Raw genomic sequence first — 22163 nt, 5'->3', positions numbered from 1 at the left:
TGGCCGGAGCCCGGCGCTACTGGATCGGCGCGTCGGGTGGGGGAAGCCGGACGGTGCGTTCCCGATCGACGGCCTCGACGCCGTCGACCACTTCCAGGGCGGGGATCCGGTCCTCGGCGACCGTGCCGGAGAGCGTGCCGAGGATCGGCTGCTCGCCGGTGACCGTGAGACCGGCCTGCCGCAGGGCCTCGACCACTTCCGCGAACCGGTCGGGGTCGACCACGAGGACGACCCCGACCGGCGCGGACTTCGGCGACTCGCTCACGGGACCTGCAGCAGCCCCTCGCCGACGTCCCTGGCGGGCAGCGTCAGCGGGAACGCACCTGCCCGCAGACTCGCCATGAGGTCGGCCGCGGAGGCGTTGGGATTCGCCTGGGCGAGCAGGGCGAGGGCGCCCGCGACGTGCGGCGTGGCCATGCTGGTGCCGTCCATGTAGTCGTACCCACCGCCGGGGACCGCCGAGCGCACCTGCCAGCCGGGCGCGGCGATGTCGACCTCGCCGCCTTGGCCGTTGATGGCGCCGTTGGAGAAGTACGGCATGGTGAACGCCTTGTTGAGCGCGCCCACCGCGAGGATCGAGGGACAGTTGGCGGGTCGGCTGACGGGCGCGATGAACGGGGGCCGGAAGCTGTCGTTGCCCGCGGCGGCGACGAGCACCGTCCCGCGCGCCAGCGCGCGCCGGGCCACCTCCTCGTATATCTGGGGGAACAGCTCACCGGGGAAGACCTCGGAGCCGAACGACATGGAGATCACCCGCGCACCTCGCGAGAGGGCCCAGTCGATGCCCGCCAGGATCTGGCCATCGGGGCCTTCGCCGATCCTGCCGAGCACGTTCGCGGCGAGGATCCGGGCTTCGCAGGCCACGCCGTAGCGGGGACCCTGCTGGGGATGGGCCGGACCGGCGGCGGTGCCGATGCAGTGCGTGCCGTGCCCGTGGCCGTCCTCGGCGGTCTCGCCGGGCACGAAGGAGGCCGCCGCCTCGATGCGTGCGGCCAGGTCCGGGTGGTCGGTGTCCACACCGGTGTCGAGGACGGCGATCTTCACATCGCGTCCGGTCAGGCTGGTCAGGTTGGCCCGGATCGCCTGCAGACCCCAGGTCCAGCTCTGCTCGTCCCATGACGCGCCCTGGGCTGCGGCCATCTCGGCCGTGGTGTGGCGGTCGACCACGTCCTCGTCGCTGCGGAAGGCCGGGTAGAACTGCGTCGGCGCCTGCGTCGGGGTGGTGATGGGCGAGGCGTGGACCATGCGCTCCGGCTCCGCCGCGATGATCGAGGGTTCCGCCTCGGCCGTGGTCACCAGCGTATGACGCTGTTCGGGCCGTACCTCGACGACGGCGACGCCGAGCTCCTCGAAGTGCACCGAGACGTCCGGGCGGGCGAGGAGTTCGGTGACGTTCCCGGGCTCGGCTCCTCGCACACGTTCGACGGACGCTATGCCGGCGGAGGACCGCAGTGCGCTCAGTCCGCTCTCCTGGTTGCCCTGGTCGAGCAGAACCACGTACCGACCGGTGTACTCCGGGCCCCGGCCCATGCCGGAGCCACTGGGCCGATGGGGCTGCTCGCCGAAGGCGCGCCTGTCCATGGGGCCGTTCGCCATTGAATTTCCCACTTTCTGTCGGTGTGCTCCCCGTGCGGGGACACGCGTCGAGGCACGGAGAGTCAGCGCCGTGGAAAGAGGGGCGCGGATCGGTCGCGGATCGACGCGTACTGCCGCCACCTGCGGTGATGTCCTTCACCGGGCCGTCGGCATCGCCCCCTCGTCCACCGTCGCACCGAGCAGTGAGCCCCGCAACACGGACCCCTCGGCCTCGGATTCGCCGAGGGGGGAGTCGTACGGAGGTCTCCACGGCGCGGGGGCTGGGTGTGCGCTCACACCTTCAGCGCGCCGTACGTCACCCCGGTCAGCCGCTCCGACTCCTCCCAAAGCCGTTCGCCCGCACGGTCGTCGAGGGTCCACGACGCCCTCCACGCCGGGGCGGGTGAGCCGCGCCAGCCGGCGAGGGAGGGGCCGGTGAAGGAGTCGGGGCGGACGGCGGGGGCGGTCGCCGCGTACAGGACGGGGAGCGCGCCGGCCTCGACGGGCTGCGCGAGGACACGGTTGCCGATCCGCACGAACCACTCACTCACCCGGCGCCCCTCCATGCGCGGCCCCGCGGTCTGCAGATTGGTGTCCGCGTACCCGGGGTGGGCGGCGGCCGCCACCACGTCCGTCCCCCGCACCGCCAGCCTGCGCGCCAGCTCGTGCGTGAAGAGCAGGTTGGCGGTCTTGGAGCGGCCGTAGGCGATCCAACGCCGGTACCGGCGCTCGCTGTTGAGGTCGTGGATGTCGATGTTGGACAGCGCGTGCAACGTACTGGACACGGTCACCACCCGCCCGCCCGGCGTGCCGAGCAGCGCGGGCAGCAGCAGCCCCGTCAGCGCGAAGTGCCCGAGGTGGTTGACCCCGAACTGCGTCTCGAAGCCGTCCGCCGTCGTGCCGTACGGCAACGCCATCACCCCGGCGTTGTTCACGAGCAGGTCGAGCCGGCCGTACGGCCATGCCGCGCAGAACTCCCGTACGGAGCCGAGATCCCCGAGGTCCAGCCGCCTCAACTCGACCTGCGCGCCCGGAACCTCACCGACCAGCCGCACCCCGGCCGCCGTCCCCCGCGCCTCACTCCGGCACGCGAGCACCACCCGGGCACCCTTGCGCGCCAGCTCCCGTGCCGTGACGTACCCGAGCCCGCTGTTGGCCCCGGTGACGACGGCGACGCGGCCGCTCTGGTCGGGGATGTCGTGCGCGGTCCAGCCGGACATGACGTACTCCTTCCCGCACTGACCGCGGTGATTTCGGTGGCCGCGGGGTCAGCGCTCTCGGCTTCGCAGGCCCTGCGGGTACCACCGCAGTTCCACCGTATGGCAGGGCCGCGACCGATGCCGTGGGCGCCCACACCACTGCGCGGCATGGGCGCCCGGACGGGCCCGCGTGAGGCCGGTTACGCATGTCAGGCCCGGAACGGGCCCGTCACCTCGTACGTGATGCCGCCCGACGAGCTCCCCGTCGTCCCCCGCTGGCTGGAGAAGTACAGCCGGGTTCCGTCAGGGGAGAACGCCGGCCCCGTGATCTCCGAGCTCGACTGGCCGTCGATGCGCAGGAACGAGGCGACGACGTCGTCCGGGGTGATCACGCAGATCTCCATGTTGCCGCCGTCCTCGGCGACGAAGAGATCGCCGGAGGAGGCGCCGGTGATGTTGTCGACGCCGGTGAGCGGGGCCGTGCCGTTGACGAGGGAGTCGTCGTACGCCAACTCGTAGGTGTTGTTGGTGAGGTTGAGCTGCCAGACGCGGTTGTCGCCCTTGGTCGTGAACCACACCGTGTCGTTCGCGTAGTGGCAGCCCTCGCCGCCGTTGAAGGACTTGGAGCCGGAGACCTGGGAGCGGGTGGCCGTCGGGGAGCCGTCCGGGTCGGGGACGTTCGCCCAGGTGAAGGAGCCGGACGTGCCAGTGCCCGCGACCATGACCTGGAGCGTGCCGGAGGACAGGTTGCCCCAGGTCGTCGGGACGAAGCGGTAGAAGCGGCCGTTCGACTCGTCCTCGGTCAGGTAGATCACCTTGCGCACCGGGTCCGCGGCGGCCGCCTCGTGGTTGAAGCGGCCCATCGCGTCCCGGCGGATCGCCGCGTTCGTGCCCCAGGGGTCGGTCTCGTAGACGTATCCGAGGGACACCTCCTCGCAGGACAGCCAGGTGTTCCACGGGGTGGCGCCGCCCGCACAGTTGCGGTTGGTGTTGGACAGGATCCGGTAGGCGCCCGTGATGCCGCCCGAGGAGTTGAACTTGACGGCGCCGGCGCCGCCGGTGGAGGAGATCTCCGAGTTGGAGACGTAGATCCAGCCCGTGCCGTCGGCGAAGCAGGCGCCGCCGTCGGGGGCGTTGTGCCAGGTGTACGAGGTGCCGCTGACCCGCTGGCCGGAGCGGGCGATGACACGGCTGGTGAAGCCGCTGGGGAGTCTGATGCCGTTGGCGTCGGGGGAGCCCAGCGGCCCGTAGGGGCCGGCGCCGGGCTGGGCGGGGGCGGCGTATGCGGCGCCGCGCCACAGGGTTCCGCCGAACACGGCGGCAGAGCCGCCGAGGACGGCCGCACGCAGGAGGTTACGACGTTCCACTCTCACTCCAAGAGGTGCCGTACCGCCCCACCGTCGGTCGACGGCGGGGTCGTGCGTGGGGGGCGGCATGGAACCTAGGGGCGGATGGTGGACGGACCGTGGCCGGCGCATGACCGTCGGACGGCGTGCCCGGGTGCTGCCTGTGCGCCCGCCATGAGTACTCAGGCGAGTGCCACCCGCGTGCGCTCCCCGGAGTGCAGATACCCCAGTGCGCTCCCCTGAGTGCCACCGTCGGCGTCCCCTCCCCCGAGTGGCGTCACGCGCGCAACGCCGGCACCGCCCGCTTGCGCTGTCCGGGTTTGTCGTGGCCCGGCCCGTGCACCTCGCGCGGCGGCTCCGCCGACGGCAGGCGGATCACCGCGTCCAGCCCGCCCGCGGCCGAGGCATGCAGGCTCGCCTCGCCGCCGCTGGCGTGCGCGAGCCGCTGGACCAGGGAGAGGCCGAGTCCCGTGCCGCCCTTGGGGGCGCCCGGCGCGCGCCAGAAACGGTCGAAGGCGCGGGCGCGCTGCTCCGGGGTCATGCCGGGGCCCTCGTCGGCGATGTGCAGGTCGACCCAGGCGGGGCGGGCGTCGCGCAGGGCGCGGCGGGCCGGTACGTGGAGCCGTAGCTCCATGGTCACGGTGGAGCCCGGCGGAGAGGCGCGCAGGGCGTTGGACAGCAGGTTGTCCACGATCTGCTCGACCCCGCCCGGCACCGCGAGGACCGGGCCCACACTGCCGGCGAACAGGACCAGGGCGACCCGCTGCTTCGCGAACAGCGGCTGCCAGGTGCGGTGCCGTTCCGCGCAGACCGCACCCACGTCGACCGGCCCGGGCGTCGCGGCGTCCTCCTCCAGGCGGGCCATCGCCAGCAGCCCCTCGACCATCCGGGAGAGCCGGTCCGTCTCGGTCACCGCGGCGGTGAGGCTGCCCCGGCCGCGGTCCAGGACGCTCGGCTCCAGGTTCTCCAGTCTCAGCCGCAGCGCCGCGAGCGGCGTCTTGAGCTGGTGGGAGGCCTCGCCCGCGAAGGCGTGCTGGGCGGCGAGGAGGTGGGCGAGCCGGGCCGCCGTACGGTTGAACGCGGCGGCCAGGCGGCGCACTTCGGGCGGTCCCTTCGTGATCGTCACCGGTGCCGCCAGGCCGCCGTCCGCCAACTCGTCGGTGGCCCGCTCCAGTTCACGGATGGGCCGGCCGGTCCAGCGGGCGATGGCGAAACCGACCACGGCGACCGCGGTGAGGACCCCGAGCCCGCCGAGGCCGAGCAGCAGCCAGACGTGATGGACGCGTTCGTGCACCGTCCGGGTCGGCAGCGTCAGCCATACGGCACCCTGCAGTCCCGAGTTGTGCCGGATCGGCGCGGCGACCGAGAGGTACTCGACCCCGCCGATGGTCGACGTACGGACGTCCACCGTGGAGGTGCCGTGGAGGGCGGCCGCGATACCCGGGCGGGAGGCGAGGTTGGACGACATGACGGCGGCCAGCGGATGCGAGGTGGCGAGCAGCGTGCCCGCGGCGTCCACGACCACCACCTTCCCGCCGATGCGCTCGGCGCAGTGCGCCACCCGGCGCGGCAGGTCCCGCTCGGACCGGCCCGCGCTGAGGGACAGCGAGGCGTACGCGGAGACCGACTCGGCCTCGTCCTTCGCCGCGCTCACCACCCGCTCCCGCTCGCTGCGCGAGTAGACGAAGCCCAGCGGGATCTCCAGGCACAGCAGCACGAGCGCGGCGAGAGAGAGGTAGCTGAGCAGCAGCCGGCGGGTCACGGCGAGGACACCCGCTGCCCGCCCGGCTCGGCCTGCACCGCCAGCCGGAAGCCGACCCCGCGCAGCGTCTGGATCCACGCCGGGTCGCCCAACTTCCGCCGCAGCGAGGCGACATGGACATCCAGCGTCTTGGTCGGGCCCTCGTAGTGCGGATCCCACACCCGGTCCAGGATCTGCTGCCGGGAGTACACCGCACCGGGGTCCTCGGTGAGCAGCGCCAGCAGCTCGAACTCCTTCGGGGTGAGCGTGACGGGGACCTCGCCGACCCAGACCTGGCGGGTGCGGCGGTCCACGACGAGGGGGCCGGGCGCGTACGAGGGTGGCGGCGCGGTGTCTTCGTACGACGACGGGGGCGGCGGGGCCTCGTACGACAGCGGGGGCGTCGGTTCGTACGCCAGTTGGGGCGCCGGCTCGTAGCCGCCCGTGACCGGCGCCTCCGCCCCCGCCACCACCTCCGTCCGCTGGGTCCGCCGGGTCACCGCCCGCACCCGTGCCACCAGCTCCCGCACACTGAACGGCTTCGCCAGATAGTCGTCCGCCCCGAGCTCGAGCCCCAGCACCCGGTCGGCCTCCTCACCCCGCGCACTCAGGATGATGACCGGCACGTCCGAGACCTGCCGGATGCCGCGGCAGACGTCGATGCCGTCCATGTCCGGCAGCCCGAGGTCGAGCAGGACGACATCCCCGTACGGCCTCCTCAACCCCTCGGCACCGGTCGTGACGTGATCCACCGTCAGCCCGAAATGCCCCAGCCCCTCGGAGAGCGGTTCGGCGATCGTCTCGTCGTCCTCGATGAGCAGCACTTGTATGCCCATGGGTCCTGTCTCTCGAATTGACATTCTCTGCCCTGGAGTCGACACGCTACAGGGGACAAGCGCTTGCGTGGCCACTCGACAAAGAATGTCCAATTTCTGGGCGGGCTCTGGCTTTCGCTTAACCTTCGTCTGGCATGACCCCCTCTACGGTGTGGTGACCTGGCCGAACGCCCAGCCGAGGAGGCACTGTTGAAGGCATTGCTGGACCGCGCACGCTCGTTCAAACGACGGGTCGATTTCGAGAGCGGCGAATACCGGAAACTGGCCGACGGGCAATATCCCGAGGCGCTCTTCATTACCTGCTCGGACTCACGGGTCATACCCGCCCTGATTACCGGCGCGCGCCCCGGAGAGATATTCGAGCTGCGCAACGCGGGCAATATCGTGCCGCCTTACGGCAGCCCCGGCGCGTCCGGGGAGGCCGCCACCATCGAGTACGCACTGGAGGTGCTCGGGGTTCAGGACATCGTCGTGTGCGGTCACTCACACTGCGGTGCGATGGGTGCGCTGAAGTCCGGCGACGACCTCTCGGCACTGCCGGGCGTGGACGCCTGGCTGCAACTGGCCCGCCCCGAACTGGCACCGGTTCTCACGACCGCGACCGACGACCCGTCGCTGCCGGACGTGGCGCAGGGCAATGTCGTCAACCAGCTCGCCGTCCTGCGGACCTACCCGGTGGTGCGGCAGCGGCTGGACGCAGGGCGGCTGCGGCTGCACGGCTGGTACTACGAGGTCGACACCGGGCAGGTGCACGAGCTGGAGGGCGACGGCCGGTTCCGGGTGCATAGCGGATGAGCGGGGCGCATGCGCGCGGGCGTACGCGCCCCACGAGGAGTTCGGGTACGTCGGCGAAGGCGGCCCCGGTGCAGAGGCCCGCCGGTGGGGAGACTGCCGGTGGGAGGCCGACCGGTGGGAAGCCTGCCGGTGGGAAGCCTGCCGGTGGGAAGCCTGCCGGTGGGAGGCCCGACCTCGCCAACGAGATCACCGCGTCCCTGGTCGTCTTCCTGGTCGCCCTGCCCCTGTGCATCGGCGTGGCCGTCGCCTCCGGTGTACCGGCCGAACTCGGGATCATCTCGGGGGTGATCGGCGGCCTGGTCGTCGGCGCGGTCCGGGGCAGCACGCTCCAGGTCAGCGGGCCGGCCGCCGGGCTCGCCGCGCTGGTGGCGGAGACGGTGCTGGAGCACGGCGTGGCGATGCTCGGCGTGATCGTCCTGTTCTCGGGCATCCTGCAGATCGTCCTCGGCGTCGTACGCCTGGGCCGGATGTTCCAGGCGATCTCCCTCGCCGTGGTCCAGGGCATGCTGGCCGGCATCGGACTGCCGCTGATGTTCAGCCAGGCGTACCCGATGGCCGACGCGAAGGCCCCCGGCACGCCCGTCGAGAACATGGCCGGCATCCCGAGCCTGTTCGCCGACATCCTCACCGACCCCCAGGCGATGATCGCCACGCTGCTCGGCGCCGCCACGATCGTGCTGAGCTTCCTGTGGAAGAAGGTGCCGGGCCCGGCGAAGAGGATCCCGGCCGCGCTGGTCGCGGTCGGCATCGGCATCGCGGTCGCCGCGCTGCCCGGCGTGGACGTGAAGACGCTCCAGGTCGGCAACCTGCTGGCCTCGGTACAGGTCCCGGGAGCCGAGCAGTTCGCGGGTCTCGCGGACGCCGCGGTCCTCACCTCCATCCTCACCTTCACGGTGATCGCCTCCGCGGAGAGCCTGTTCACCGCGGCCGCCGTGGACCGTATGCACAGCGGCCCGCGCACCCGCTACAACACCGAACTCATCGCCCAGGGCGCCGGAAACACGGTCGCGGGCATCCTCGGCGCGCTCCCCATCACGGCCGTCGTGGCCCGCAGCTCGGCGAACGTCCAGGCGGGCGCGAAGACCCGCATCTCCCGCACCCTGCACGGCCTGTGGCTCCTCGCCTTCGCCCTGCTGCTGCCGCAGGTCCTCGCCCTGATCCCGATCTCGGTGCTCGCGGGCGTCCTCGTGCACAGCGGCTGGAAGCTCTTCGCGCCGGAGGAGTTCCCGAAGATGTGGCGGCAGGACCGGGGCGAGTTCGTGGTGATGACGGTGACGACACTGGTCATCGTGGCGACGGCCCTGCTGGAAGGCGTCCTGATCGGACTCGCGGCCGGCATCGTGCTGGCGGCCCTGCGCATGTCCCGGACGGTGATCCGCCAGCACATCGAGGACGACACCGCGAAGGTCGTCATGGCGGGCAACGCGACCTTCCTACGGCTCCCGCAGGTCATCGAGGCCCTGGAGTCCGCGGCGGCCTCCGGCAAGCCCCGCATCCGCCTGGACCTGACCGGGGTGACACATCTGGACCACGCGTGCCGGAACCAGGTGGAGGAGTTCACGGCGCAGCAGCGGGGGTTGGGGCTGCGGGTGGAGTTGTTGATGCCGGGACCGGCGAAGACGGACGTACCGGTCGCCGCCGCGCCCGAGCCCACGCCGACCCCGGCCCCGATCCCGCGGTCGGCCCCCGGCCCGGACGCCGAGTGGTTCTACCTCGACACTCGACCGGTGCCCGGCGGTTACGACGAGTACGCGGAGCGCCCTCCGCTGGTGGGCTGAGCGCCGCGGTGCGCCGGCGCACGGGCGCCGCCCGCTGATGCCCTGCCGGTGACCAAGCGCGCCGCGCTACGTTCCTTCGGGTGGGCGACTCCTCCTTCCTCGCCCACCCGAAGAAGGGAACACCGACGTGGACACGACCGCGTGGCAGACCACGGCCGAACTCGCCGTTTTCCTCGACCGGGCCACGGCACACGTGCCCGCCACCGAGCGGCGCTTACTCCAAGTGCTGAAGATCGGGGAGGAGTTCGGCGAAGCCGCCCAGGCCGTGATCGGAGCGACGGGTACGAACCCGCGGAAGGGGGCGAGCCACAGCTGGGACGACGTGACGGCGGAGGTCTGCGACGTGATCATCACGTCGATGGTGACGCTGCACCGCCTCGGCGTCCCCGACCCCGAGGCCGTGTTCACCGAGCACCTGAAGCAGGCCGCGGCCCGCACCGTCGCCGTCCGGGAGGCCTGACGTGGAGCGAGTGCTGCCGCGCGAGGAGTGGATCAAAACCCTTCCGCAGGCCGCCATCGCGTCCTGCGTGCTGCTCCTGGACCCCGATGGCCGCATCCTGCTGCTCCGCTACGCCGAGGGTCGGCCATGTGCCGGAACCTGGTGGCTGCCGGGCGGCATGCTGGACCACGGGGAGGACCCGTCGGCAGCCGCCCGCCGAGAACTGTACGAGGAGACCGGCATCGTCCTCGACGAGCCTCTTCGATTCCTCGGCTTCGACCACCGGGCCGACGTGAAGGGAACGGGCCCGGTGATCGACTTCTTCTTCCACGGCGGCACCCTCGCAGCCGGACAGGCCGTCAGACGCAGCCCCGAGCACAACCAGGACGGCCTCTTCTCCCTCCCCGAGCTGGAGACCACGCCCCTGTCGGCACACGTGCCGACGCTCACCGCCCTGCACACCGCCGCCCGCTCCGGAACCGTCGTATGCCTCCGGGAAGGGCAGCCCCTGTGACCGCGGTGACTCAGCACGCCGCCGACGCCCGCCTGAACGCCGCCACCTGGGACGGAATCGGCCGCCCGAACCGGGCTCGTCCGAAGGCCATGGACTGGATGTTCCGCACGGCACCCGGCCCTGGCCCGGAACTCCTCGGACCACTCACCGGCGCGACCGTCGCGGAGCTCGGCTGCGGTCACGGAGCCCAGCTCGCCGGCCTCACCGGGCACGGCCTCGCGCGCGGCATCGGTATCGACGTATCCCCGGTCCGCATCCACCACGCCATGACCAGCTTCGCACCCCTACGGTCCCTGGAGTGGTGGCTGGGAGACGCGGTGCCGATCGCCCGCCGCCTCCCCCTCCTGGACGCGGCGTTCTCCAACTTCGGCGCTCTGTGGTTCGCCGACCCGCACCGCCTCCTGCCCGCCCTGACCGACCGCCTCCGCCCCGGCGGACGCCTGGTGTTCTCCTGCCTGACCCGCTCACCGGGGATGCCGGAGGGGAGGCGACGCATGCTGGTGCGGACTGGGCCGGCTCGATCGATGTGGACGGTGCGGTGGATGTACTCACTGGACGGGTGGGTGCGCATCCTCGGCGAGTACGGCTACGCCGTCGACTACGTGTTCCGGCCCACGGATCCGGTGAACGCGTTCTGGGGCTCGGTCGTCGTAAGGGCCCGGCGGCGCGGGTAGGTGCGAGCGCTCGGCGGGCGGGTCGAGCGCCGGCCCGGTTGTCAGTGCCGGATGGAACACTCCCGGCATGACGGAACCCAACCCGAAGGCGGACCTGCTCCGCTATCTGCAGGACGCTCGCGACGCCCTGCTGTGGAAGCTCGACGGGCTCTCGGAGTACGACATCCGCCGCCCCTTGACCCCGACCGGCACGAATCTCCTGGGGCTGGTCAAGCATGTCGCCGGGATCGAGCTGGGGTACTTCGGCGACACGTTCGGCCGGCCGTTCTTCGACAAGGAGCCACCGCCCTGGTGGTACACGGAGGATGCCGAACCCAACGCCGACATGTGGGCCACGCCGGAGGAGTCACGCGAAGAGATCGTCGGGCTGTACCACCGGGCCTGGGAGCACTCGAACAGCACCATCGCGGCGCTCGAGCTGGACGCGATCGGGCACGTCCCCTGGTGGCCCGAGGAGCGACGAGAGGCCACACTGCACCACATCCTGGTGCGTGTGAGCGCCGATACCAACCGGCATGCCGGTCACGCCGATATCGTGCGGGAGCTCATCGACGGGTCGGCCGGGATCCTGAAGGGCAACGACAACCTCCCCTCGGGCGACCAGGCATGGTGGGAGACCTACTGGCGCCGACTGGAGCGTGCGGCACGCGAAGCGGGCGACGCCGGCTGAGCCCGCCTGCTGTCGTAGGCAGGACGAAAGGGCGGCACCCCCGCACAGGGTGCCGCCCTCTTTCGTGCACCGAAGCCGCCGCCCATCGGTACTGAGGGTCGGGGACGGACGACGGCTCCGGAGTTTCAGTGGCCGTACGGCCTAGCGGTGGTCGCTGCCCGCCGACTGGGACGCCGCCCGCCCCGCCTCCAGCCGCGCCACCGGGATCCGGAACGGCGAGCAGGAGACGTAGTCCAGACCGACCTCGTGGAAGAAGTGCACCGACTCGGGGTCGCCGCCGTGCTCACCGCACACGCCGAGCTTCAGGTCCGGCCGGGTCTCGCGGCCCGCCTTCGCCGCCGCCGCGACCAGCGAGCCCACGCCGTCCTTGTCGATGGTCTCGAACGGGGAGACACCGAAGATGCCCTTCTCCAGGTACGCGGTGAAGAACGAGGCCTCCACGTCGTCCCGGCTGAAGCCCCACACCGTCTGGGTGAGGTCGTTCGTGCCGAAGGAGAAGAACTCCGCCGCCTCCGCGATCTGACCGGCGGTCAGCGCGGCGCGCGGCAGCTCGATCATCGTGCCGATCGACAGCTTCAGCTTCGTACCCGTCGCCGCCTCGACCTCCGCGACGACCTGGTCGGCCTCCTCGCGGACGATCTCCAGCTCCTGGACCGTGCCGACGAGCGGGATCATGATCTCGGCGCGCGGGTCGCCCTTGGCGTTCTTGCGCTCGGCGGCGGCCTCGGCGATCGCGCGGACCTGCATCGTGAACAGGCCGGGAATCACCAGGCCCAACCGCACACCGCGCAGACCCAGCATCGGGTTCTGCTCGTGCAGCCGGTGCACGGCCTGCAGCAGGCGCAGCAGGTTCTCGTGCGGCTCCTGGCGGGCCTCCGCCAGGGCGACGCGGACCGACAGCTCGGTGATGTCCGGCAGGAACTCGTGCAGCGGCGGGTCGAGGAGACGGATCGTCACCGGCAGGCCGTCCATCGCCGAGAACAGCTCCACGAAGTCCTGCTTCTGCAGCGGGAGCAGCTCCTTCAGGGACTCCTCGCGCTCGGCCTCCGTGTCGGCCAGGATGAGGCGCTCCACCAGCTCACGCCGGTCGCCGAGGAACATGTGCTCGGTGCGGCACAGTCCGATGCCCTGGGCGCCGAAGCGGCGTGCGCGCAGCGCGTCCTCGGCGTTGTCCGCGTTGGCGCGCACCCGCAGACGGCGCTTGCGGTCGGCGAACGCCATGATCCGGTGCACGGCCTCGACCAGCTCGTCGGCGTCCTGCGCACCCGCGTGCATACGGCCCTCGAAGTACTCCACGACGGGGGACGGGACCACCGGGACCTCGCCCAGGTAGACCTTGCCGCTGGAGCCGTCGATGGAGATCACGTCGCCTTCCTCGACCACGTGACCGCCCGGCACCGTCATCCGGCGCCGCTTGGTGTCGACCTCAAGCTCCTCGGCGCCACAGACACAGGTCTTGCCCATGCCGCGCGCGACGACGGCCGCGTGGGACGTCTTGCCGCCGCGGGAGGTCAGGATGCCCTCGGCCGCGATCATGCCGTCCAGGTCGTCGGGGTTGGTCTCCCGGCGGACCAGGATGACCTTCTCACCGGAACGCGACCACTTCACGGCGGTGTACGAGTCGAAGACCGCCTTGCCGACCGCCGCACCCGGCGACGCCGCGATGCCCCGGCCGACCTGCTCGACCTTCGCCTCCTCGTCGAACTTCGGGAACATCAGCTGGGCGAGCTGGGCGCCGTTGACGCGCTGGAGCGCCTCCGCCTCGTCGATGAGGCCCTGGTCGACGAGCTGCGTCGCGATACGGAACGCCGCGCCCGCCGTCCGCTTGCCGACGCGCGTCTGGAGCATCCACAGCTGACCGCGCTCGATGGTGAACTCGATGTCGCAGAGGTCCTTGTAGTGGTTCTCCAGCGTCTCCATGATCTGCATCAGCTGGTCGTACGACTTCTTGTCGATCGTCTCCAGCTCCGCCAGCGGGACGGTGTTGCGGATGCCCGCCACCACGTCCTCGCCCTGGGCGTTCTGCAGGTAGTCGCCGTAGACGCCCTGGTGGCCGGAGGCGGGGTCACGGGTGAAGGCGACGCCCGTGCCGGAGTCCGGGCCCAGGTTGCCGAAGACCATGGAGCAGACGTTGACGGCCGTGCCGAGGTCGTGCGGGATGCGCTCCTGGCGGCGGTACAGCTTGGCGCGGTCGCCGTTCCAGGAGTCGAAGACCGCCTTGATGGCGAGGTCCATCTGCTCGCGCGGGTCCTGCGGGAAGTCCCGGCCGGCTTCCTTCTTGACGATCTTCTTGAAGGCGGTGACCAGCTTCTTCAGGTCGGCGGCCTCCAGGTCGGTGTCGACCGTGACCTTCTTGGCCTCCTTGGCCTTGTCGAGGGCCTCCTCGAAGAGGTCGCCGTCGACGCCGAGGACCGTCTTGCCGAACATCTGGATGAGACGGCGGTACGAGTCCCAGGCGAACCGCTCGTCACCGGCCTGCTCGGCGAGGCCCTTCACGGACTTGTCGGAGAGCCCGATGTTGAGGACCGTGTCCATCATTCCGGGCATCGAGAACTTGGCGCCGGAACGGACCGAGACGAGCAGGGGGTTGTCGGCCTGGCCGAGCTTCTTGCCCATCTTCGTCTCGAGGGCGTCGAGGTGCGCACTCACCTCGTCACGCAGTGCCGCGGGCTCCTCGCCACTGTCGAGGTAGACCTTGCAGGCTTCCGTCGTGATCGTGAAGCCGGGAGGAACAGGAAGCCCCAGGTTGGTCATCTCGGCGAGGTTCGCGCCCTTGCCACCCAGGAGGTCCTTGAGGTCCTTGTTTCCCTCGGTGAAGTCGTAAACGAACTTCGCTACGTGGGGTTCTTTGTTTTCCGACACGGTCTCGACTCCCTCGAGGACGCGGTGGCTGCCCTGACGGCGAGGAACATACCCAGATCGAAGGCGTCTGGGTACGTCTACTCACGCGTCATGCGCCTGTAACCACCCGTCCGCCAGTGGATCGAAAGTCAAAGCTTGGCAAGCCGTGACGGGCGGATGTTTTCACTTCTTGAACGCAAGAGCGCCCGCAGGTGCGGATTTCCGCTCAGATGAGCGGCCTTACCGCACGTTTGATTTCGATCGATGAACGATCAAAGGGTGGCACCGAGTGCCACCCCTTGGAGAAGTGCAGTCGCTCAAGATCCGCTCATCTGAGCGCAACCCTTATCAGGGGTGGCGAGAATCACGCTGCCACAGCCGACGGGATTTCACCATGCGGACGGGCGCCCGGGACGGAAACACGCCCGTCACACGCCCGGTGCGAAGGGCTGCCGCCCACCCGCGCGGAGGGCTGCCGCCGACCCCAGCGGAGGGCTGCCACCGCCTCCTACGGGGGACCGCCACCCAGCCGCCCGAACGGCCGCCATCCACCCCCGCGAACCCCCTCGAACGCCCGCCACGCCCCAGCGCGACCAGCCGCCGCCCACCCATGGGAACGGTCACCACTCCCCCCGCGGACGGCCACCACCCACCTCCACGGACGGCCACCACCCACCTCCACGGACGGCCACCACCCACCTCCACGCACGGTCACCTCCCACCCCCGCGAACGACGCCCTGCACACCCACCCGACCCCCGTCACACCCCCAACGCGACCAGCCGTTCCTCCACCCGCTCGGGCGCGTACAGATGCTCCACGACCAGTGCTCCGGCCCCCACCAGCCCGGCCCGCTCCCCCAGTCGCGAGGTCACCACGTCCAGATGAGCGGTGGAGCGCGGCAGGGCCCGCTGGTACAGCAGCTCCCGTACGCCCGTGAGGAAGGGCGTCCCGGCCAGATCCCCGGCGATCATCAGCACCCCGGGGTTGAGCAGCGTCACGACGGTCGCCAGTACGTCCCCGACCTGGCGCCCGGCCTCCCGTGCCAGCGCGGCCGCCCCCGGATGCCCGGCCGCCAGCAGGTCCCGCACATCTGAGCCGGAGGCCGCCGGCACCCCGTCCTCGGCCAGCCGCCGGGCCACGGCACCGCCACTGGCGACGGCGGCCAGACAGCCGTACGAACCGCACCGGCACAGTGCGTCGGCGCCCACCCGGATGTGCCCGATGTCGCCCGCGCCCCCGTCGATGCCCCGGTACACCGAGCCGTGGACCACGACCCCCGCACCGATACCGGTCGACACCTTGACCAGCACGAATGCCGAGCAGTCCGGGTATCCGGTGCGCTGTTCGCCGTACGCCATGAGGTTGGCGTCGTTGTCGACGAGGACCGGCACGGCCCTGGCCCCCGTGTGCTCGCTGAAGGCCCGCCCCAGCCGCCCTCTTATGTCGTAACCGTCCCAGCCCGGCATGATCGGCGGCTGGACGACCCGGCCGGTCTCGCTGTCCACCGGCCCCGGCACCGCGAGTCCGATGCCGCCCACCTCGTCGGCCCGGCGCCCGGTCTTCTCCAGCAGTTCGGCGAACCAGCGCCCGAGCTCGCCCAGCACCGCGTCCGGCCCGTCCTCGATGACCGGCGTGCCGCTGTGCTCGGCGAGGATCTCGCCGGTCAGGGAGAGTACTGCGGCGCGTGCGTGCCGGGTGTCGAGATCGGCGGCGAGGACGACCGCGTGGGCGTCGTCGAACTCCAGGGTGATGGAGGGGCGACCGCCCAGCGGGGAGTCCACGGGGCCGCCCGCACCCTCGCGCAGCCAGCCGGCCCGGAACAGTCGGTCGAGGCGCTGGCCGACGGTGGCGCGGGAGAGGCCGGTGGCCTGTTGGAGGGCGCCGCGCGTGGTGGCGCGCCCGCTGCGCACGAGTTCGAGCAGATCCCCCGCACCGGCCTGGCCGCCGCTCTTCGTCGCCCTGCCCGTCCGTCCCGGCTGACCGGTCATGCGCACCCCCTTGTGTTTCTCAACCCTGCATTACATATTGGGTTTTGCGTGTTAAATAGACGTAACCCTACGGTAGCCATGACCGAACCGGTCGGCCGGACGTCTTTCGGGGAGCCCCGAGTGGATCGCACTGCCCAGCTCACAGCCCGCCCCACCGAGCGTGACATCGCATACGATCCGCCGCCTGTACGGGACGCCCTGCACGTCAGGGCATCCCGCGTGCTGGAGGCCAACTGGACCGGCACCTCGACGGTCCCCTCGCGCGGCCTGTATCCGCACCAGTGGTCCTGGGACTCGGCGTTCATCGCGATCGGCCTCAGACACCTGTCACCGCTGCGGGCGCAGACGGAGCTGGAGACGCTGCTCGGCGCCCAGTGGGGCGACGGCCGTGTCCCGCACATCGTCTTCAACCCCTCGGTCCCCCTCGACGCCTACTTCCCGAGCCCCGACTTCTGGCGCTCCTCGACCGCGGGGCGCGCTGCGGGCGCCCCGCGCACCGTACAGACCTCCGGCATCGTGCAGCCACCGGTGCACGCGCTGGCGGCCTGGCTGGTGCACCGCGCCGACCCCGGACTGTCACGGGCGCGCGGCTTCCTCACCCGGGTGTATCCGCGCCTGGCCGCCTGGCACCGCTATCTGCTGCACCGGCGCGACCTCGGCGGAGGCGGCCTCGCGTCCGTCGTACATCCCTGGGAACAGGGTATGGACAACAGCCCCTGCTGGGACGCCCCGCTCTCCCGCATCACCCCGGCCCCGGCCCGCTCCTTCCGCCGCGCCGACCTCGACCACGGGGCCGCCGAGGACCGGCCGACGGATCTGGACTACGGACGGTATGTGCGGCTGGCGACGGAGTACCGCGACGGCGGGTACGCCGATGGCGCGGGGGACTTCGCCGTCGAGGACCCGTCCTTCAACGCCCTGCTCATCGCCTCCGAGCACGCGCTGGCCCGGATCGCCCAGGAACTGGGGGCGACGGGCACGGCTCGGCACGCGCGTGCCGAGCGGCTGACGGCGGCGCTGATCGAGCGGATGTGGGACCCGGCGGAGGGGATGTTCTTCTGCCGTGACGTGCGGGGCGGGGGCCTCGTGCGCGAGCGCGGCGTCTCAGGCCTGATCCCGCTGCTCCTGCCCGGCCTGCCACGGGACATCTCCGCGGCCTTGGTACGGACGACGGCGTCCGAACACTTCGGTCTCGGCAACTCGACGCGCCTGGTACCCAGTTACGACCTCCTCGGCGAGGCCTTCGACCCGCACCGCTACTGGCGCGGCCCGGCCTGGTTCAACACGAACTGGCTGCTGGAGCGGGCGCTGCGGACGCAGGGGGAGCACCGACGAGCCGACGGGCTGCGCGAGGCGGTCCTGGACATCGCGCAGAGTTCCGACTTCGCCGAGTACGTCGACCCGTACACCGGCGAGGCCTGCGGGGCGACCGGCTTCAGCTGGACCGCCGCGCTCTCGCTCGACCTGCTGCACAGCCACACCCACACCACTGCTGTCGAAGAACTCAAGGGAGGGGACCGGGGATGACGGACCGGCATCATCTGCTCGTGTACGGGGGGACGTTCGCCGCCGTGGGTGACGGCGGGGACATCAGCGGCGTGCGGGGCGTCGGCTCCCCGGACGGGTTATTCGTACGCGACGCCCGGCACCTGAGCCGCTGGCAGCTCACCGTCGACGGGGCCGTGCCCGAGGTGCTCAGCCCGGTCGCCGACGGCGACACCACCCGCTGTGTCCTGGTCCCGCGGGGCGGCCGCAACGAACCACCCGCCTACACCCTCTTCCGCGAACAGGCGGTGGGCGACGGCTCGTTCGTCGAGTCCCTGCGCGTGACCAGCAACCGCCCGGTGCCGACGACGATCCGCCTCGCGGTCACCGCGGACGCCGACTTCACCGACCAGTTCGAGCTGCGCTCCGACCACCGCACCTACGCCAAGACCGGCGCCACCCGCTCCCGCCAAGTCCTCGACCATGGCGTGGAGTTCACCTACCAGCGAGCCGAATGGCGCTCGATCACCACCGTGACCGCCGACCCCGCCCCCGACGCCGTCGAGGAGACCGGCACCGGCGCCCGCCGTCTGGTCTGGACCCTGGAGCTGGACCCGCACGGCACGGCGGAGCTGACGCTCCGGGTGATGGCCCGCCCGCACGGCGACAAACGCCCCCTGCGCGTCCCCCGCTCCCCCGCCGCCCTGTCCTCCCAACTCCTCTCCTTGGAGGGCGAGTTCGTGGAGGGCGTGGCCTTCCCGACCGGCTGGCCCGAGCTGGCCGCCGCCTGCGCCCGCGGCCTCGCCGACCTGGCCTCGCTCCAGGTCCCGGCGACGGGCCCCGACGGCGAGGAACTCCGCGTCCCGGCCGCCGGAGCCCCCTGGTTCCTGACCCTCCTGGGCCGAGACGCCCTCCTCACCTCGCTCTTCGCCCTCCCCTACCGCCCCCGACTGGCCGCGGCCACCCTTCCCGCACTGGCCGCGACGCAGGCGGCGGAGACCGGCATCGACGCCGTCTCCCAGCCCGGCAAGATCGTGCACGAGGTACGGCACGGCGAGCTGGCGCACTTCGGCCAGGTGCCGTACGGCCGCTATTACGGCTCGGTGGACGCGACGCCGCTCTTCCTGATCCTGCTGGGCGCGTACGTCGAGCACACGGCCGACCCGGCCCTGGCCCGCCGCCTCGAACCCCACGCGCGCGCGGCGATCGGCTGGATGCTGGACCACGGCGGCCTGACCTCCCGCGGCTACCTGGTCTACCGCGCCGACCAGGGCGGCCTCGCCAACCAGAACTGGAAGGACTCCCCCGGCGCCATCTGCTCGGCCGACGGCACCCGCCCCGCCGGGCCGGTGATGGCGGCGGGCGCCCAGGGCTACGCGTACGACGCCCTGCGCCGCACGGCGTGGCTGGCCCGCACGGTGTGGCAGGACGAGACCTACGCGTCGCTCCTGGAGCAGGCGGCGGCCGACCTCCGTGACCGCTTCCAGCAGGACTTCTGGATGCCGGAGCACTCCTTCCCCGCCCTGGCGCTGGACGGCGGGGGCCGCCAGGTGGACGCGCTCGCCTCGGACGCGGGGCATCTGCTCTGGTCAGGGCTGCTGGACAAGGAGTACGGGAAGCTGGTGGGCCGCCGCCTCCTCGAACCCGACTTCTTCTCCGGCTGGGGCGTACGTACCCTGGCCTCCGGCCAGCCGGCCTACCACCCCCTCTCCTACCACCGCGGCTCGGTCTGGCCGCACGACAACGCGCTGATCACCCTGGGCCTGGCCCGCTACGGCCTGCACGACGAGGCCCGCACGGTGGCCCACGCCCTGGTCGACGCGGCGACGACGACCGGCCACCGCCTGCCGGAGGTCCTCGCCGGGTACGGCCGCGACACGCACGCGGAACCGGTGCCGTACCCGCACGCATGCGTACGCGAATCCCGCGCGGCGGCAACCCCGTTGGCGCTGCTGACGGCGGTGGGCGGGGCGTAGCGGGGTGACTCCGGGGCAGTTGGCCTGGCGTTTGCCCAGCGTTTGCCGAGCGCTGGGGCACCGAGGCTGAACACCGGCTGGGGGCCGGCCGTACGGGATGACGGCGGGCCCGGGCGGGTCCGAGGATGTGCGGGAACGCACCCGCACATACTCGGACCCGCCACCTCCCCAGCGAGGCCCGCCGCACCACTCCACCAGGGGCCTCGCACGGAAGGACCTTCGGGTGCCCGTCTTCACGCGCCTACGTCAACTGCCCGACACGAACGACGAACCCGCGGCCACCGACAGTGAGGAAGCCCCACAGAGCCCCCCTCCCCCCGACGACGAAAGCAGCACAGGTCGTACAGGTGGCGAGGTCAAGAAATACCTCCACTGGACCCTCACCGCCCTGGCCGTCGCCCTCATCCAGGTCTGCCTGCAGATGCCGAACACCCTCGGCAACCTCAAAGCCACGGAGTTCATGCGCCTCCCCGCAGAGGCCATCATCGGCGCCGCCGTGCTCCTCGCCCTCCCCCGCCGCCCCCGCCTGATCACCGCGGCGGTCTCCGGCGCCGCCCTGGGCGCCCTCACCGCCCTGAACGTCCTGGACATCGGCTACAACCAATACCTGGGCCGGCACTTCAACATCATCCTGGACTGGGAACTCCTCGACGACGCCCAGTCGTACCTGAAGGACTCCCTGGGCGGCACGACCACCGTCCTCCTCACCATCGGCGTCGTCGCCCTGGTCGTGGCCCTCATAACCGGCGTCGCCCTGGCGACCGTACGCGTCTCCAACCTCCTGGCCCGGCACAAGGCGGACGCGTCCAGGGGCGCGCTGATCGCCGGCACCGTGTGGATCACGTGCACGGCGTTCGGCCTCCAAGTGGCGGGCGTACCGCTCGCCGCGGACCACACCGCCGGTGTCATCAAGGTGCACGCGCACCGGGCGGTGGACACCCTCCGGGACGAGGCTGCGTTCGCGAGGGACGCGAAGTCCGACACCTTCGGCAACACGCCCCCCGACCAGCTGCTGCCGGACCTGCGCGGCAAGGACGTCCTGTTCACCTTCATCGAGAGCTACGGCCGCAGCGCGCTGGAGGACCCGCAGATCGCCCCCGGCGTGACCAGCACCCTCGACACCAGCACCAAGGCCCTCACCGAGGCCGGCTTCCACGCCAAGAGCGGCTGGCTGACGTCGGCGACGTACGGCGGCAGCAGCTGGCTGGGCCACTCCACCACCCTCTCCGGCCTGTGGATCGACAACCAGCAGCGCTACCGCACCGTCATGGCCAGCGACCACCTCAGCCTCACCAAGGCCTTCCAGAAGACCGGCGACTGGGACACGGTCGGCATCATGCCGGGCGTGCAGAAGACCTGGCCGGAACAGGAGTACTACGGCCTCGACAGGGTCTACAACGCCTTCCAACTCAACTACAAGGGACCGAAGTTCAGCTGGTCGACCATGCCGGACCAGTACGCCCTCGAAGCCTTCCAGCGCCAGGTCCACGGCAAGGAGCGCGACAAGCCCCTGATGGCGGAGATCATCCTGACCTCCAGCCACCAGCCCTGGGCGCCGATCCCGAAGATGGTCGGCTGGGACGACCTGGGCGACGGCTCACTCTTCAAGCCGATCCAGCAGTCCGGCATCGACCCCTCGGACATCATCTCCGACTCCACCCGCTCCAAGCAGGAGTACGGCAAGTCGATCTCGTACTCCGTCACCAGCCTCACGCAGTGGCTGGAGCGCTACGGCACCGACGACACGGTCCTCGTCTACCTCGGTGACCATCAGCCCATGTCCCGTGTGAGCGGCGCCCAGGCCAGCCGTGACGTGCCGATCTCGATAGTCGCCAAGGACCCCAAGGTCCTGGACAAGATCACCGACTGGAACTGGACGGACGGCCTCCGGCCCGGCCCCAAGGCTCCCGTCTGGAAGATGAGCGCGTTCCGCGACCGCTTCCTGACGGCGTACGGCTCAACTCCCCACCCCTCGAACTAACCCGCTTCCCTCGCCCCCGCCGCCCCTACCCGTCCCATCCCCAGGGGCTCCGCCCCTTCAACCCCGCCAGGAGGCTGCCGCCCCCTGAACCCCCGCTTCGGCCCTGACGGGCCTCGTCCTCAAACGCCGGACAGGCTGAGATGCCTGGACCGGCCTCAAGAGACGAAGCCCCTACGGGTAGGTGGGCCGTACCCCCGCGGCGCCGCACCCGCGTACGGCGGGAAGGGGACGCGTCGGGGGGTGTCCGCCCGCAGAGGCCGGTGTCAACAAACGGCACCTCCAGCCCAAGGCCCACCACCGGACCGAGGACGGACACCCCCCGG

General features: G+C 71.3%; 17 protein-coding genes. 9 read left to right on the top strand and 8 right to left on the bottom strand.

Annotated features, from left to right (window positions below):
- Positions 1–16 precede the first annotated feature (16 nt).
- The 6 genes from ACIREI_RS30730 to ACIREI_RS30705 all read right to left on the bottom strand — a co-directional run bounded on the left by ACIREI_RS30730 (position 17) and on the right by ACIREI_RS30705 (position 6697).
- Positions 17–265, bottom strand: coding sequence for a hypothetical protein (locus tag ACIREI_RS30730; RefSeq protein ID WP_403339598.1), 249 nt, complete (start codon positions 263–265; stop codon positions 17–19).
- A complete protein-coding gene (locus ACIREI_RS30725; protein WP_403339595.1) occupies positions 262–1581 on the bottom strand; it encodes a S8 family serine peptidase in 1320 nt (439 codons plus the stop codon). The genes ACIREI_RS30730 and ACIREI_RS30725 overlap by 4 nt, the downstream gene beginning before the upstream one ends.
- 287 nt (positions 1582–1868) lie before the next feature.
- Positions 1869–2795 carry an oxidoreductase gene (locus ACIREI_RS30720; RefSeq protein ID WP_403339592.1) on the bottom strand — a complete coding sequence of 309 codons (927 nt, stop codon included), beginning with the start codon at positions 2793–2795 and terminating at the stop codon, positions 1869–1871.
- 188 nt (positions 2796–2983) lie between these two features.
- Positions 2984–4141: an alkaline phosphatase PhoX gene (locus ACIREI_RS30715; RefSeq protein ID WP_403339590.1), complete on the bottom strand. Its 1158-nt coding sequence runs from the start codon at positions 4139–4141 to the stop codon at positions 2984–2986.
- A gap of 256 nt (positions 4142–4397) precedes the next feature.
- A complete protein-coding gene (locus ACIREI_RS30710) occupies positions 4398–5882 on the bottom strand; it encodes a sensor histidine kinase (protein WP_403339588.1) in 1485 nt (494 codons plus the stop codon).
- On the bottom strand, positions 5879–6697 hold the full coding sequence (locus ACIREI_RS30705) for a winged helix-turn-helix domain-containing protein (RefSeq protein WP_403339585.1): 819 nt from the start codon (positions 6695–6697) through the stop codon (positions 5879–5881). Before ACIREI_RS30705 ends, ACIREI_RS30710 begins: the two co-directional genes overlap by 4 nt.
- A gap of 189 nt (positions 6698–6886) precedes the next feature.
- Between ACIREI_RS30705 and ACIREI_RS30700 the strand changes: the two genes are divergently transcribed.
- The 6 genes from ACIREI_RS30700 to ACIREI_RS30675 all read left to right on the top strand — a co-directional run bounded on the left by ACIREI_RS30700 (position 6887) and on the right by ACIREI_RS30675 (position 11567).
- Positions 6887–7492, top strand: coding sequence for a carbonic anhydrase (locus tag ACIREI_RS30700; RefSeq protein WP_403339583.1), 606 nt, complete (start codon positions 6887–6889; stop codon positions 7490–7492).
- The gene (locus tag ACIREI_RS30695) at positions 7489–9270 is read left to right on the top strand and encodes a SulP family inorganic anion transporter (protein WP_403339580.1); all 1782 of its coding nucleotides are present in this window, start codon (positions 7489–7491) and stop codon (positions 9268–9270) included. Before ACIREI_RS30700 ends, ACIREI_RS30695 begins: the two co-directional genes overlap by 4 nt.
- A 127-nt stretch (positions 9271–9397) precedes the next feature.
- Positions 9398–9730 (top strand): MazG-like family protein, encoded by a 333-nt coding sequence (locus ACIREI_RS30690; RefSeq protein WP_403339577.1) that lies wholly within the window; start codon positions 9398–9400, stop codon positions 9728–9730.
- 1 nt (position 9731) lies between these two features.
- Positions 9732–10223, top strand: a complete 492-nt coding sequence (locus ACIREI_RS30685; protein ID WP_403339575.1) for an NUDIX hydrolase — start codon at positions 9732–9734, stop codon at positions 10221–10223.
- Positions 10220–10897 carry a class I SAM-dependent methyltransferase gene (locus ACIREI_RS30680; RefSeq protein ID WP_403339572.1) on the top strand — a complete coding sequence of 226 codons (678 nt, stop codon included), beginning with the start codon at positions 10220–10222 and terminating at the stop codon, positions 10895–10897. Before ACIREI_RS30685 ends, ACIREI_RS30680 begins: the two co-directional genes overlap by 4 nt.
- Before the next feature lie 67 nt (positions 10898–10964).
- A complete protein-coding gene (locus tag ACIREI_RS30675; RefSeq protein WP_403339569.1) occupies positions 10965–11567 on the top strand; it encodes a DinB family protein in 603 nt (200 codons plus the stop codon).
- Between the two features lie 141 nt (positions 11568–11708).
- Here the strand turns inward: ACIREI_RS30675 and ppdK are convergent, their stop codons facing one another.
- The gene (ppdK, locus tag ACIREI_RS30670) at positions 11709–14429 is read right to left on the bottom strand and encodes a pyruvate, phosphate dikinase (protein ID WP_403339566.1); all 2721 of its coding nucleotides are present in this window, start codon (positions 14427–14429) and stop codon (positions 11709–11711) included.
- A 739-nt stretch (positions 14430–15168) separates the two neighbouring features.
- On the bottom strand, positions 15169–16398 hold the full coding sequence (locus tag ACIREI_RS30665; RefSeq protein WP_403339563.1) for an ROK family protein: 1230 nt from the start codon (positions 16396–16398) through the stop codon (positions 15169–15171).
- Between the two features lie 120 nt (positions 16399–16518).
- Here ACIREI_RS30665 and ACIREI_RS30660 point away from each other — a divergent pair, with 120 nt between their 5' ends.
- The 3 genes from ACIREI_RS30660 to ACIREI_RS30650 all read left to right on the top strand — a co-directional run bounded on the left by ACIREI_RS30660 (position 16519) and on the right by ACIREI_RS30650 (position 21840).
- Positions 16519–17925, top strand: a complete 1407-nt coding sequence (locus ACIREI_RS30660) for an MGH1-like glycoside hydrolase domain-containing protein (RefSeq protein WP_403339561.1) — start codon at positions 16519–16521, stop codon at positions 17923–17925.
- On the top strand, positions 17922–19859 hold the full coding sequence (locus ACIREI_RS30655; protein ID WP_403339558.1) for a glycogen debranching N-terminal domain-containing protein: 1938 nt from the start codon (positions 17922–17924) through the stop codon (positions 19857–19859). The genes ACIREI_RS30660 and ACIREI_RS30655 overlap by 4 nt, the downstream gene beginning before the upstream one ends.
- Before the next feature lie 223 nt (positions 19860–20082).
- The gene (locus ACIREI_RS30650; protein WP_403339556.1) at positions 20083–21840 is read left to right on the top strand and encodes a CDP-alcohol phosphatidyltransferase; all 1758 of its coding nucleotides are present in this window, start codon (positions 20083–20085) and stop codon (positions 21838–21840) included.
- The last annotated feature ends 323 nt before the right edge of the window (positions 21841–22163 follow it).

It is taken from the genome of Streptomyces sp. NPDC093591, assembly GCF_044764885.1.
Taxonomy (GTDB): domain Bacteria; phylum Actinomycetota; class Actinomycetes; order Streptomycetales; family Streptomycetaceae; genus Streptomyces.
Note: the sequence above shows the minus strand (reverse complement) of the source record. Positions and strands in the feature narration are given on the sequence as shown.